This is a genomic window from Streptococcus vulneris (assembly GCF_019218685.1).
Taxonomy (GTDB): Bacteria; Bacillota; Bacilli; order Lactobacillales; family Streptococcaceae; genus Streptococcus; species Streptococcus vulneris.
On record NZ_JAHUZC010000001.1, the window covers coordinates 121,660 to 134,803 of the forward strand.

Here is a 13,144-nt window from a genome sequence, read left to right on the forward strand (position 1 = left end):
CCGAAGTCACATCCTTTCATTTTCTTTCTTTAATTGATGAGCGAGATAGACAATCAAAAGTAACAAGACTAAACTTGTCATGATAGAACCTTCTATCCCAAAAGATCCTCCTGATAGCCAAGCTTGATTGCCTTGTGGTAAAAAGGTCATCAAAGACGTTCCTGATGGTTGACCACTAACTAAAATCCCAAAGAGATTTCCCTGAGCAAAATTCCAAGCACCATGAATACCTGCAACACCCCAAACTGTATCTGTTTTGAGGAGGTAAAGTGACATGGCAACTCCGAATAAGAAGAGATTCATTAGAGATAGAGGTGTTAGACCAGAATTCCCCATATGAAGCAGGGTAAAGAATAGGCTAGATATAAGAACAGCAAGTTTTAAATTAGTTCTTGATGCCAATTGAGGAAGGAGCCATGCACGGGAAACCACTTCTTCTGCTGTCCCCTGTAAAATCCAAAATGGGATAGTAAAGACAACAAAGACAAGCGAGTAAGGATTCAAGTGAATAGACTCAAAATGATACTGCCCCAAGGCCACTAAACCTAACAAAGTAAGAAGAAAAAGTGCCAGACCTAGCCCAAAACCTTTCAGAAGACTGCTGAGGAAATTTTCTCTATAAAATCCCAAGGTTCGAATAGGTCTTTTCTCAACTTTTCTAGTCCATCTGAACACAGTGTTGAGAACGAAACCAAAGGACAGCAATTCTAAAATTAAACGAAAGTCACTTGTTTTATCCGTCAAGCTCGCCAGCAAGTTTTGGAAGTAGCTTGCAAGATTTTGACCAGCCTCTCCAAAATTTCTAGCAAGTCCGATGAGAGCTAACAAGCTAATACCATACAAAGTAAAAGCCACAAACTCTCCTATGAAGACAAAAGCAAAGGCTAACAAGGGGCTTGTGTAGAGGTTTAACCGCATTTGAGAAGCTTGGAAGTCTTTAAAAATTCTTTTGTTCTTCACATCTCCGTCCTCTTTTCTTCCATTATATACTATTATTATAGCACTTTGTGGTAGCAGTTCAAGAAAGAAATAAAGAGCTTTTATGTTATATCTTCTAACATAAAAGTCCCTAGATTTGCTTTTTTTTAATTTTTCTGATATAATGGGAAAATATTCGGAAAAGGAGACTAAAAATGAAGAAAAAATTTCTAGCATTTTTGCTAATTTTATTCCCAATTTTCTCATTAGGTATTGCGAAAGCTGAAACGATTAAGATTGTTTCTGATACCGCCTATGCACCTTTTGAGTTTAAAGATTCAGATCAAACTTATAAAGGAATTGATGTTGACATTATCAACAAAGTCGCTGAGATTAAAGGATGGAACATTCAGATGTCTTATCCTGGATTTGACGCAGCGGTGAATGCGGTTCAAGCTGGTCAAGCTGACGCTATCATGGCTGGAATGACAAAAACTGCAGAACGTGAAAAAGTTTTCACCATGTCTGATACTTACTATGATACAAAAGTTGTCATTGCAACTACAAAGTCACACAAGATTAGTCAGTATGACCAATTAAAAGGTAAAACTGTTGGTGTTAAAAACGGAACAGCCGCTCAACGTTTCCTTGAAAGTATCAAGGATAAATACGGCTTTACTATTAAAACATTTGACACTAGTGATTTGATGAACAACAGCTTGAGTGCTGGTGCCATCGATGCCATGATGGATGACAAACCTGTTATCGAATATGCCATTAACCAAGGGCAAGACCTCCATATCGAAATGGATGGGGAAGCTGTAGGTAGTTTTGCTTTCGGTGTTAAAAAAGGAAGCAAATACGAGCACCTAGTCACTGAATTTAACCAAGCCTTGGCTGAAATGAAAAAGGATGGTAGTCTTGATAAAATCATCAAAAAATGGACTGCTTCATCATCTTCAGCAGTGCCAACCACAACTACTGCAGCTGGTCTAAAAGCAACTCCTGTTAAAGCTAAATACATCATTGCCAGCGATTCTTCTTTTGCACCTTTTGTGTTCCAAAACTCAAGCAACCAATTTACTGGTATTGATATGGATTTGATTAAGGCAATCGCTAAAGATCAAGGTTTTGAAATTGAAATCACCAACCCTGGTTTCGATGCCGCTATCAGTGCTGTTCAAGCTGGACAAGCTGATGGTATCATTGCTGGTATGTCTGTCACAGATGCTCGTAAGGCAACTTTTGACTTCTCAGAATCATACTACACTGCAAATACTATCCTTGGTGTCAAAGAATCAAGCACCATTGCTTCTTATGAAGATTTAAAAGGAAAGACAGTTGGTGTTAAAAACGGAACTGCCTCTCAAACCTTCCTAACAGAAAATCAAAGCAAATACGGTTACAAAATCAAAACTTTTGCTGATGGTTCTTCAATGTATGACAGTTTAAACACTGGTGCCATTGATGCCGTTATGGATGATGAACCTGTTCTCAAATATTCTATCAGCCAAGGACAAAAATTGAAAACACCAATCGCTGGAACTCCAATCGGTGAAACAGCCTTTGCCGTTAAAAAAGGAGCAAATCCAGAATTGATTCAAATGTTCAACAACGGACTTGCAAACCTTAAAGCAAACGGAGAATTCCAAAAGATTCTTGATAAATACCTAGCTAGTGAGTCTTCAACTGCTTCAACAAGCACTGTTGATGAGACAACTATCTGGGGCTTGCTTCAAAACAACTACAAACAACTCCTTAGCGGGCTTGGTATCACTCTTGCTCTAGCTCTTATCTCATTTGCTATTGCCATTGTTATCGGAATTATCTTTGGTATGTTTAGCGTTAGCCCATACAAATCTCTTCGCGTAATCTCTGAGATTTTCGTTGACGTTATCCGTGGTATTCCATTGATGATTCTTGCAGCCTTCATCTTCTGGGGAATTCCAAACTTCATCGAGTCTATCACAGGCCAACAAAGTCCAATTAACGATTTCGTAGCTGGTACTATTGCCCTCTCACTCAATGCGGCTGCTTATATCGCTGAAATCGTTCGTGGTGGTATTCAAGCCGTCCCAGTTGGCCAAATGGAAGCCAGCCGAAGCTTGGGTATCTCTTATGGAAAAACCATGCGTAAGATTATCTTGCCACAAGCCACTAAATTGATGTTGCCAAACTTTGTTAACCAATTCGTTATTGCTCTTAAAGATACAACTATCGTATCTGCTATCGGTTTGGTTGAACTCTTCCAAACTGGTAAGATTATCATTGCCCGTAACTACCAAAGTTTCAAGATGTATGCAATCCTTGCTATCTTCTATCTTGTAATTATCACACTTTTGACTAGACTAGCGAAACGCTTAGAAAAGAGGATTCGTTAATGGCAAAACTAAAAATTGATGTAAATGATTTACACAAGCACTATGGAAAAAATGAGGTTTTAAAAGGAATTACGACCAAGTTCTATGAAGGAGATGTTGTTTGTATCATCGGTCCTTCAGGTTCTGGTAAGTCAACTTTCCTCCGTAGCCTTAATCTTTTAGAAGAAGTTACGAGTGGTCACATCACTGTGAACGGTTATGACTTAACTGAAAAAACAACCAACGTTGACCACGTCCGTGAAAATATCGGAATGGTGTTCCAACACTTCAACCTCTTCCCTCATATGTCTGTATTGGACAACATCACCTTTGCTCCTATTGAGCACAAGTTGATGACTAAGGAAGAAGCTGAGAAATTGGGGATGGAGTTGCTTGAGAAGGTTGGGCTAGCAGATAAAGCTAATGCTAATCCAGATAGCCTATCAGGTGGTCAAAAACAACGTGTGGCTATCGCTCGTGGACTAGCAATGAATCCAGACATCATGCTCTTTGATGAACCAACTTCTGCCCTTGACCCTGAGATGGTCGGAGACGTACTGAACGTTATGAAGGAATTGGCTGAGCAAGGTATGACTATGATTATCGTAACCCATGAGATGGGATTTGCTCGTCAGGTTGCCAACCGCGTTATCTTTACTGCGGATGGTGAATTCCTTGAAGACGGAACACCTGATCAAATCTTTGATAACCCACAGCACCCACGTCTGAAAGAGTTCTTGGACAAGGTCTTAAACGTCTAAACGCAAACTGTAAGGATTTCCTTGCAGTTTTTTTCTATCTCGTATTGGATTTTTTGATTTTCCGGAAAATTATGTTAGAATTAAATTTATGAAATGAGATTTCCTCATACCTAGCATGACTAGGAATAAAAATAGAAATTAGGTAGCTAGATGTCATCTAAGGTTATTGTTACAATTTTCGGTGCGAGTGGAGACCTGGCTAAACGCAAGCTCTACCCTTCCCTTTTTAGACTATATAAATCCGGCAATCTTTCCGAGCACTTTGCAGTCATTGGAACTGCTCGTCGTCCTTGGAGCAAGGAATATTTTGAATCTGTTGTAGTCGAATCGATCCTTGATTTGGCAGATAGTACCGAACAGGCTCAAGAGTTCGCTAGCCACTTCTACTATCAAAGTCATGATGTCAATGATACGGAACACTACATTGCTTTACGTCAATTGCAGGCTGAACTAAATGACAAGTACCAAGCTGAACACAACAAGCTCTTCTTCTTGTCTATGGCACCTCAGTTCTTTGGAACTATCGCAAAACACCTCAAGTCTGAAAACATTGTGGATGGTAAAGGTTTTGAGCGCTTAATCGTTGAAAAACCATTTGGTACAGATTACGCAACTGCAAGCAAGTTGAATGACGAACTCCTAGCAACATTTGATGAAGAACAAATTTTCCGTATCGACCATTATCTTGGTAAGGAAATGATCCAAAGTATCTTTGCAGTTCGCTTTGCAAACCTGATTTTTGAAAATGTTTGGAACAAGGACTTTATCGATAATGTTCAAATTACTTTTGCAGAGCGCTTGGGTGTAGAAGAACGTGGTGGCTACTATGACCAATCTGGTGCCCTCCGTGACATGGTACAAAACCATACTTTGCAACTTCTTTCTCTGCTTGCCATGGATAAGCCAGCAAGCTTCACAAAAGACGAGATTCGTGCCGAAAAGATTAAGGTCTTTAAAAACCTCTATCATCCAACGGATGAAGAGCTTAAAGAACACTTTATCCGTGGTCAATACCGTTCAGGTAAGATTGATGGCATGAAATACATTTCTTATCGTAGCGAGCCAAATGTAAATCCAGAATCTACAACTGAAACCTTTGCATCTGGTGCCTTCTTTGTAAACAGCGATCGCTTCCGTGGTGTTCCTTTCTTCTTCCGTACTGGTAAACGTCTGACTGAAAAAGGAACTCATGTCAACATCGTCTTTAAACAAATGGATTCTATCTTTGGAGAACCACTTGCTCCAAACATTTTGACCATCTATATCCAACCAACAGAAGGCTTCTCTCTTAGCCTAAATGGGAAACAAGTAGGAGAAGAATTCAACTTGGCTCCTAACTCACTTGATTACCGCACAGATGCGACCGCAACTGGTGCTTCTCCAGAACCATACGAGAAATTGATTTATGATGTCCTAAATAACAACTCAACTAACTTTAGCCACTGGGATGAAGTTGGTGCGTCATGGAAATTGATTGACCGTATCGAAGAGCTCTGGGCTGAAAATGGTGCCCCACTTCATGACTATAAAGCTGGAAGCATGGGACCTCAAGCCAGCTTTGACTTACTTGAAAAATTCGATGCCAAATGGACTTGGCAACCAGATATCGCCTATCGTCAAGATGGTCGCTTAGAATAAAAAATTTCCTGCAAGTTTGTAGCTTGCAGGATTTTTGCTTCTGATTAGATTAAGCCTTCCAAGAGACTCTTCATAAAGTTTTCTGAGTTAAACTCTCCAATATCATCGATTTTTTCACCAAAACCAATCAATTTTACAGGAATATTGAGTTCTTCACGGATGGCTAAAACAACACCACCTCGAGCAGTTCCATCAATCTTAGTCAAGACAATTCCTGTTAAAGGGGTAATTTTTGAAAATTCTTTGGCCTGTACCAGGGCATTTTGACCCGTTGATGCATCAAGAGCCAAGAAGGTTTCATGTGGTGCTTCTGGTACAACACGTTTGATAATACGACCAATCTTCTCCAGCTCAGCCATGAGGTTGTCCTTGTTTTGCAGACGACCAGCGGTGTCAATCATAAGAATATCGATACCTTCAGCTACTGCTCGTTCCATCCCATCAAAGACAACGCTAGCTGGATCAGCTTTTTCAGGTCCAGTTACAACTGGAACGTCAACACGACGACCCCATTCAGCAAGCTGGGCTACTGCCCCCGCACGGAAGGTATCTGCTGCTACTAGCATGACTTTTTTGCCTGCTTGTTTGTAGCGGTGAGCTAGTTTCCCGATAGAAGTTGTTTTCCCAACACCATTCACACCAACAAAGAGCATGACTGTCAAGCCATCTTGAAAGTGGATGCTTTCATCGTAGTTGCCATCCTTTTCATAAAGCTCAACCAATTTCTCAATGATGACACGGCGTAGTGCGTCGGGTTTCTTGGCGTTTTCAAGCTTGGCTTCGTAACGTAACTCCTCTGTTAAGTTAGAAGCGACTTGGACACCAACGTCACTCATGATTAGCAGTTCTTCCAGTTCTTCGAAGAATTCTTCGTCAACAGAACGGAAGTTGGCAAAGAAGGCGTTCAAGCGAGCACCGAATCCTGTACGAGTTTTCTTAAGACTGCGGTCATATTTTTCCTGAACAGTTTCTTCTAACTGAGACCTTTCTGCTTCAAGAACCTCAGAACTATTTTCTTCTACAGGCTCTTGGAGCTCAGTATTCTCTTCCTCTGTGACTTCTTCTGAGTTTGGAAATTCTTCTATTTCTTCTTGAGAAACTTCTACAGTTGGCTCTGAATCCAGACTTTCTTCAACTGTGTCTTGATTTTCCTCTTCTTGGAGCACAGCTTCTTCAGAACTTTCAACTTCTGCTACTTCTTGAGAAACTTCCTCAGCTTCTATATCTTCAGACAAATCAAGATTTTCCAGAGCTTCTTTTACAACTTCTTCAATTTTAGGTTCTTCTTTTTTTCCGAATAGACGGTCAAATAATCCCATATCTTAGTTCTCCTTTAACACGTATTCTTCGATAGCCCAGGCGACAGCTTCTTCATCATTGGTCATTGGCGTCACTACATTTGCGACTGCCTTGACTTCAGGAACAGCGTTTTGCATGGCAACACCGAGCCCTGCCCATTCAATCATAGAGAGGTCATTGGCCTCGTCGCCACAAGCCATAACTTGGCTTTGGTCGATTCCTAGATGGCTGATTAGTTTTGCCAAACCTGTTGCTTTATGAACATTCTTTGGTGACCACTCTAGCAACATTTCACGTGATTTAAAGATTTCATATTGGTCAAACAATTCTGGAGAAATCTTCTGAATAGCTGCATCCAAGGGTTCTTGAGCAAAGGCGGTCACGCATTTATTATAAGTCATTTGACTAGATAAGTCTGCAAAGTCCACTGGAACAAAAGTCAAAGCTGGATTGAATTTGGCATAAAGACTTTCTTGGTCTGATTGAATTTGATAAACAGTTCCTTCTGAGATGGCATCAAGAGGCAGTGATAATTTCTCTGTTTCCTCATACAAGCGTGCCACATCATCATATGAAAAGACTGTTTTATCAAGGATTTCACCTGTATTTTTCTGAACCAAACCACCATTAAAAGTAATGGTATACTCATCTTCCCGACCATTAGTCCCTAGCTCATGGAGAAAGAAATCCATAGCTTTTAAGGGACGACCAGTTGTCAATACGACCTTGATACCACGATCACGCGCAACTTTCAAAGTTGCCTTGGTACGATCCGTCAACCTTTTATCAGTAGTCAGCAAGGTCCCGTCCAAGTCCAATGCAATCAATTTTATATCTGCCATTATAAGCCCTCCATATAAGCTATAACCGACTGGTCCTTATGGTGACCAATCACAGTCTCTGCTAATTCTAAAATTTCTGGTCGTGCATTTTCAGGAGCTACAGGATGTCCCACAACCTGCATCATATGCAAGTCATTTAGATTGTCTCCAAAAGCCATGACCTGATCCATTGTGATACCAAGTTTTTTAACTAATTCAACAATGGCCACACCCTTATCAACATAGTCCAGAACAATATCAATGGATTCAAAACCAGTTGTCATAGCCTTAACACCAGGGACATTTTCATTGACCCAAGCCTCCCCAGCTTCTAGCGTTTCTTCTGTGAAGTTGGTTGTAAATTTGAAAATGTCATCTGTAATATCTTCCAGACTCGCTACTTTTTGGATATTTTCATTATAGTGCTGGCTCACTTTTAAATAGGTCTCATCAACCGTATCTAGAACATAAGCTCCCTTTTTTCCCGTCAAGAGCAGTTTATTGATATCTACATAAGGTGAAGTTTTCAGCATTTCAAAAGTTGATAGATAAAACTCACGAGACATAGTCGCTTCATACAAGTCCTGACCTTGATATTCTACCAAACTGCCATTTTCCGCGATGAAAATAATGTCATCACGAACATCAGCAAATAATTTTTCTAGAGATAGAAATCCGCGCCCTGAAGCCACCGCAAAGTAAATCCCTTTTTCCTTGTAAGAAGCTAAAAGGGACTTGAGGCGGTCCATATCAAAACGTCCATTCTCATCTAGGAAGGTTCCGTCCATATCCGTTGCTACTAGTTTAATCATAAAATCTTTCTTACTCCGATTAGTAAATCTACCTCCTATTATACCATAGATAACTAGAAAAAGGACGAGTCTATCAGCTTTGCATCTCTTTTATCCTTCTCTACTAGCTAGTGGTGTTTCTAACTTTTAAAAAAGCTCGTAAAATTAAAATCGTGCAACTTTTTTCAGATACTTTTAAAAGATTGATTTCATTACCTCTTTCCTTTATACTGGATAAAAAGGAGAATAGTATGTCAGAAACAAATCACGAAATCGATTCAAATTTTGCAGGTCGTTTAAATATCCTGCGTGCGGGTGTTCTTGGTGCTAATGATGGGATTATTTCCATCGCTGGTGTGGTTATTGGGGTTGCCAGTGCTACGAGCAATATATGGATTATCTTTTTATCAGGATTTGCGGCTATTTTGGCCGGTGCCTTTTCGATGGCAGGTGGAGAATATGTGTCCGTTTCAACTCAAAAAGATACTGAGGAAGCAGCCGTTGCGCGTGAGCAACTCTTGCTAGACCAAGATATGGAACTAGCTAAAAAATCTCTCTATGCTGCCTATATCCAAAATGGCGAGTGTGAAACATCAGCCCAACTTCTCACCAACAAGGCCTTTCTTAAAAATCCGCTCAAGGCTTTGGTAGAGGAAAAATATGGGATTGAGTATGAAGAGTTTACCAATCCTTGGCATGCTGCTATCTCTAGCTTTATTTCTTTTTTCCTTGGTAGCTTACCACCAATGCTTTCAATTACCATTTTCCCAAGTGAATACCGCATCCCTGCTACCGTCCTTATCGTCGGTGTGGCCCTTCTTCTCACTGGTTACACTAGTGCCAAACTTGGAAAAGCACCTACCAAAACAGCTATGATTCGGAACCTTGCTATTGGTCTCTTAACTATGGGAGTTACCTTTCTGCTAGGACAACTTTTCAGCATTTAGTATATAAGAAATATCTAAATGAAATTGCACTACCTACAAAATAAAAGATTCACATCTACTTAGATATAATAAAAGAGAGAAACTTGATTCTCTCTTTTATTATATCTACAATCGTAGACAATGATTCTATAATGTGTGTTTTTCTAATAACGTTTTGATGTCTTCTAAGATTTTATAACGTTACCAGAAAAAATCATCCGCCTGAATAGTTGAAAGTTATTTACTTTATTTGCAATTATTTTAATCAATAACATCAATCATTAAAAGTGATAGTATTCTCAATAATGTCAAATCGACTCCTATTATAAGAGATAAACGCTTCAACGGAAGCTAATCTATTAATCGACCTTGCCCCTTTGAAAATTATTCTCATTTTCTAAGAGCCACTGACTATAAAGTTCTTGATATCGTTCCTCTTCGTTATCACTGTAACCTTTAAAAAGAACTTTATCAATATTTTCTTTATTAAAATATAAAATTTGTTCAGCATCAAGCCCTACTGGGTATATGCATCCTGAATAATCAAAAATTACTTTTTCTCCATCATTGTCAATGAAAGCTCCCCGATTAAGAATCATAATTTTACGGGTTCCATCTTTTAAATAAACAATACTTCCAATAGGTAACATAATCTTTTCTTCCTTTCGATATTTAAGTAATAATTTTATTTTTTTAAATAATAAATCTCAATAATATAAAAAATATAGCACTGAATTTAGGTAAAACAACATTTTATTTCAACTTTGATAAAACATCAACTATCTCATATTCCCGTTCTTCTCCAGGTGCAAAGGCAACATTTATGGTTGCTAGAGAAATGAACATTGTTAAAATCATTATCAAAAGCATGGCAACATTTTTTATATAAATAAAAGCTAAGGCAAATATAAGAGCTAAAGCAAAGAAACATACTCGTAAAAGAAGCATTTTTACGTAAAAACGCGATGAATTTACTGGTTTTATCTTAAAATAAATAGATTGTTCCAATGATCTATTAAGTAATTCCTCCAAACTTTTTTTCTTTTTAGAATATAAAAGCTGAAGCAAACTAAAAGACAATAATAAACCAATAACTACTAAAAGCAAACTAGTTACTATCGAAAAATTCACATAAAAGTTGGCAAATAAATCAATATGATTCATACGAGCCCAGGCATTCACAAAAACTGCCAATCCTGCAGCTAATGATGTTGGAAGGATAAATTTGCTCGCCTTAGAGTTTTTTTCTTCGATTTTAAAAAGTTCTTCATCTGAGATAGCATAAACTTTCTGATAAAAATACCAGTTTAAAGGCAAACAGAAATATCCGAGAAAATGTTTAGGAGATCTATCTAATAGATACTGTTTCCCCTGATAATGAAATAATAGGTATCGAAAATTCCCTTTATAATATAATTTTATTTTTTGCATTTTAATCCTTACTAATCTAAGAAAACATGAGTTTTCCCAAGCTATGAGGAGTATCTTGATATCGGCTACATCTTATTTTAGTTTTTTATCATTTATTTTATATAAGTGATGGCTTTCAGTTCCAAATGCAACATTAGAAGCCGACAAATATAGAAAGATGATTGCATTGGCCATTAAGCCAAAAAGTAAGTTACCTGAGTAGAAATAATACATTGGCATAAAAAATGCTAGCCCACCAATAACCACTATAAATCCTAGCAATTGTTTAAAGTCAATTTTTACTGGCGTAATTTTATAATATTGTAAATGCCTAAGTTCGTGCCCTATCAAGAAGGCCATCCTTCTTTTCCGAGAATAGTAAAATAATTCAACCAGAACATATGTTAAAAGAAAAGTCATTAAAAAGAGTGCCACTTTCGTAAAACTTGAAAGATTCGTTTCAAAATACTTAGTGATATCAATCTTGTTAACCCGTAACCAATTATATAAAAAGATACTCAGCCCAGCACCGAGAGAAGCTGAAACAGTGAGTTTTGTAGCACGTCCAGTTTTTTCTTTTATTTTACAGTACTCATCCGATGTAATGGGATACACATGTTGAAAGAAAAGCCAATTTATAGGTGGAAAAAGATATCCTCTCAAATGACATGGTCTTCTATCAAGTAAATAGTATTGATGATTGAATTCAAATACTAAATAACGAAAATTTCCATAAGTAAAACGAATTTTTTCCATCATTTCTCATTAGTCAAAGGGGTTAAGGGCACTTAGCCCACCTGAAATGGCATTTCCTACATCACTTACCATCTCACTGGCCCAATTTTTTGCACTTTCAACACTATTTGATATTGCCTGACCTACGTTTTTCCCTACATCATCCAAAAATGCCCCTGTAGTGTCTAAACCATCTTTAAGCCCTAAAAAGTTATTTTCATAGGCTTTATTAAACAACCAAGTAACTCCAACTCCAATAGCAAATGATGCAGTCGCTACACCAACAGCAGCCCAACCAACAGGATTACTTCCCAAAAATGCTCCTAAAGCTACTGTAGTTAGCTCCGCAGCTCCAAAACCAATCCCTGTTGACAAACCATTATGCACAACTGCCTGACCAATACTTTTATCTTTGTTAACAATATCATCATACATTCCAAGACCAAAGCCAATTCCCATTAAGGAACGGCCACCCCATTTGCCCCAGTTCGCTATATTTGTACCTTTTTGAACCAAAGCTTGACCTATACCAGTTTGTTTAACTAAAACAAATGAAGTTGAGGCTCCGTTTAAAGCAAATGTACTAGGGCCTTTAATTCCTTCTAAAATAGTAGCTAAACCACCAAAACGTTGAACCCCTATTCCAAGTTGCTCAATTATAGTTGCAAGTAAGTCAAACTGCGTGCTATTTTTATCATAATTCTCTCGAACTAACTCTAATGCACTTTTTAATTGCTGAATCAACTCAGGTGAAACTAACTCTTCTGGATGGGACCGAGCATAGGTAAGTAAAGCTTCAATGTCCTCTATTGTTAATCCCTCTCCTGATTTCAACTTTTCTTTGTCCAATCGTCTTCCCCAAGACTCGTGGACCTGTTTAACCCACATCAATTCCTCTTGAGGTGGAATTACAAATGTTTTTGTTTCTTCATTCCAAGAGCTTTTTGCTTGAGATAACCCTTGCCTTACTACTTGATAAAGACCATCTATATTTGAAAAAAGACCTGATGATGAATTATGAAATGTCAAAAGTTTTTGAAGCTTTTCCTCCAATTTTTGTTTGACTTTCTGTTGAATCTCAATATGTTCTGTTAAACTATTAATAAAAAAATAGTCTGGTTGTTCCACACGATATTCCATGTTTCGTAGTTTCTGATAGTAAACAATACTTTTATGTGCTTGCGCAATTTTTTGACGCAACTCATCTTCTCTTAAACTTACACTATCCACTTCACTAATGAATTTATCCGGAAGACTCAATGTTGCTTTTTCTATTTCCTCATTTAATAAAATGCAAGCTTTTGTTAATGGAATCAATATTTGACTACAATAAACTTTTGCAGAATCATAAGCTAAACCAGATAAATCTCCACTGTTTGATGAAAAATCATTAAGAGCCTTCTGTAAAGATTGATAGGCTTGATTTTGATTCTGTAGTGCTCTTGATGTACTACTTGCCTGATTCTTGGATTTCCATAAATACAT

12 protein-coding genes are annotated in these 13,144 nt (G+C 38.0%); 4 read left to right on the top strand and 8 right to left on the bottom strand.

The features are described from left to right. Window positions 1–6 precede the first annotated feature (6 nt). Window positions 7–960: a CPBP family intramembrane glutamic endopeptidase gene (locus KUA57_RS00620; protein WP_218493472.1), complete on the bottom strand. Its 954-nt coding sequence runs from the start codon at window positions 958–960 to the stop codon at window positions 7–9. Window positions 961–1,133: 173 nt separating this feature from the next. Here KUA57_RS00620 and KUA57_RS00625 point away from each other — a divergent pair, with 173 nt between their 5' ends. From KUA57_RS00625 to zwf, 3 genes are all read left to right on the top strand, one after another. Continuing rightward, window positions 1,134–3,299 (top strand): ABC transporter substrate-binding protein/permease, encoded by a 2,166-nt coding sequence (locus tag KUA57_RS00625; RefSeq protein ID WP_218493473.1) that lies wholly within the window; start codon window positions 1,134–1,136, stop codon window positions 3,297–3,299. Further along, window positions 3,299–4,039: an amino acid ABC transporter ATP-binding protein gene (locus KUA57_RS00630; RefSeq protein WP_001096316.1), complete on the top strand. Its 741-nt coding sequence runs from the start codon at window positions 3,299–3,301 to the stop codon at window positions 4,037–4,039. The genes KUA57_RS00625 and KUA57_RS00630 overlap by 1 nt, the downstream gene beginning before the upstream one ends. Window positions 4,040–4,189: 150 nt before the next feature. Further along, complete coding sequence (zwf, locus tag KUA57_RS00635; protein ID WP_020902805.1) at window positions 4,190–5,677, top strand: glucose-6-phosphate dehydrogenase; 1,488 nt, start codon at window positions 4,190–4,192, stop codon at window positions 5,675–5,677. 44 nt (window positions 5,678–5,721) lie between these two features. On the opposite strand, the gene ftsY is transcribed toward zwf, so the two are convergent. Genes ftsY through KUA57_RS00650 form a run of 3 tightly spaced genes read right to left on the bottom strand, consistent with a single transcriptional unit; the run spans window position 5,722 to window position 8,609 of the window. Next, window positions 5,722–6,996 (bottom strand): signal recognition particle-docking protein FtsY, encoded by a 1,275-nt coding sequence (gene ftsY / locus KUA57_RS00640; protein WP_218493474.1) that lies wholly within the window; start codon window positions 6,994–6,996, stop codon window positions 5,722–5,724. A 3-nt stretch (window positions 6,997–6,999) separates the two neighbouring features. Next, complete coding sequence (locus KUA57_RS00645) at window positions 7,000–7,818, bottom strand: Cof-type HAD-IIB family hydrolase (protein ID WP_049491725.1); 819 nt, start codon at window positions 7,816–7,818, stop codon at window positions 7,000–7,002. Continuing rightward, on the bottom strand, window positions 7,818–8,609 hold the full coding sequence (locus tag KUA57_RS00650; RefSeq protein WP_042751256.1) for a Cof-type HAD-IIB family hydrolase: 792 nt from the start codon (window positions 8,607–8,609) through the stop codon (window positions 7,818–7,820). Before KUA57_RS00650 ends, KUA57_RS00645 begins: the two co-directional genes overlap by 1 nt. A 230-nt stretch (window positions 8,610–8,839) precedes the next feature. On the opposite strand from KUA57_RS00650, the gene KUA57_RS00655 reads away from it, so the two are divergent. Then, window positions 8,840–9,535: a VIT1/CCC1 transporter family protein gene (locus tag KUA57_RS00655; protein ID WP_025173172.1), complete on the top strand. Its 696-nt coding sequence runs from the start codon at window positions 8,840–8,842 to the stop codon at window positions 9,533–9,535. A 338-nt stretch (window positions 9,536–9,873) separates the two neighbouring features. On the opposite strand, the gene KUA57_RS00660 is transcribed toward KUA57_RS00655, so the two are convergent. From KUA57_RS00660 to KUA57_RS00675, 4 genes are all read right to left on the bottom strand, one after another. Beyond that, complete coding sequence (locus KUA57_RS00660; RefSeq protein ID WP_004269711.1) at window positions 9,874–10,164, bottom strand: DUF4176 domain-containing protein; 291 nt, start codon at window positions 10,162–10,164, stop codon at window positions 9,874–9,876. A 103-nt stretch (window positions 10,165–10,267) separates the two neighbouring features. Continuing rightward, the gene (locus KUA57_RS00665) at window positions 10,268–10,945 is read right to left on the bottom strand and encodes a DUF443 family protein (protein ID WP_004269710.1); all 678 of its coding nucleotides are present in this window, start codon (window positions 10,943–10,945) and stop codon (window positions 10,268–10,270) included. Between the two features lie 72 nt (window positions 10,946–11,017). After that, the gene (locus KUA57_RS00670; RefSeq protein WP_042751257.1) at window positions 11,018–11,680 is read right to left on the bottom strand and encodes a DUF443 domain-containing protein; all 663 of its coding nucleotides are present in this window, start codon (window positions 11,678–11,680) and stop codon (window positions 11,018–11,020) included. A gap of 9 nt (window positions 11,681–11,689) precedes the next feature. Beyond that, a complete protein-coding gene (locus tag KUA57_RS00675; RefSeq protein ID WP_185756774.1) occupies window positions 11,690–13,144 on the bottom strand; it encodes an LXG domain-containing protein in 1,455 nt (484 codons plus the stop codon).

Coding starts and splice junctions, on each gene's coding strand:
- KUA57_RS00625 (WP_218493473.1), top strand. CDS start 1,134: ATGAAGAAAAAATTTCTAGCATTTTTGCTAATTTTATTCCCAATTTTC.
- KUA57_RS00630 (WP_001096316.1), top strand. CDS start 3,299: ATGGCAAAACTAAAAATTGATGTAAATGATTTACACAAGCACTATGGA.
- zwf (WP_020902805.1), top strand. CDS start 4,190: ATGTCATCTAAGGTTATTGTTACAATTTTCGGTGCGAGTGGAGACCTG.
- ftsY (WP_218493474.1), bottom strand. CDS start 6,996: ATGGGATTATTTGACCGTCTATTCGGAAAAAAAGAAGAACCTAAAATT.
- KUA57_RS00645 (WP_049491725.1), bottom strand. CDS start 7,818: ATGGCAGATATAAAATTGATTGCATTGGACTTGGACGGGACCTTGCTG.
- KUA57_RS00650 (WP_042751256.1), bottom strand. CDS start 8,609: ATGATTAAACTAGTAGCAACGGATATGGACGGAACCTTCCTAGATGAG.
- KUA57_RS00655 (WP_025173172.1), top strand. CDS start 8,840: ATGTCAGAAACAAATCACGAAATCGATTCAAATTTTGCAGGTCGTTTA.
- KUA57_RS00660 (WP_004269711.1), bottom strand. CDS start 10,164: ATGTTACCTATTGGAAGTATTGTTTATTTAAAAGATGGAACCCGTAAA.
- KUA57_RS00665 (WP_004269710.1), bottom strand. CDS start 10,945: ATGCAAAAAATAAAATTATATTATAAAGGGAATTTTCGATACCTATTA.
- KUA57_RS00670 (WP_042751257.1), bottom strand. CDS start 11,680: ATGGAAAAAATTCGTTTTACTTATGGAAATTTTCGTTATTTAGTATTT.
- KUA57_RS00675 (WP_185756774.1), bottom strand. CDS start 13,144: ATGTATTTATGGAAATCCAAGAATCAGGCAAGTAGTACATCAAGAGCA.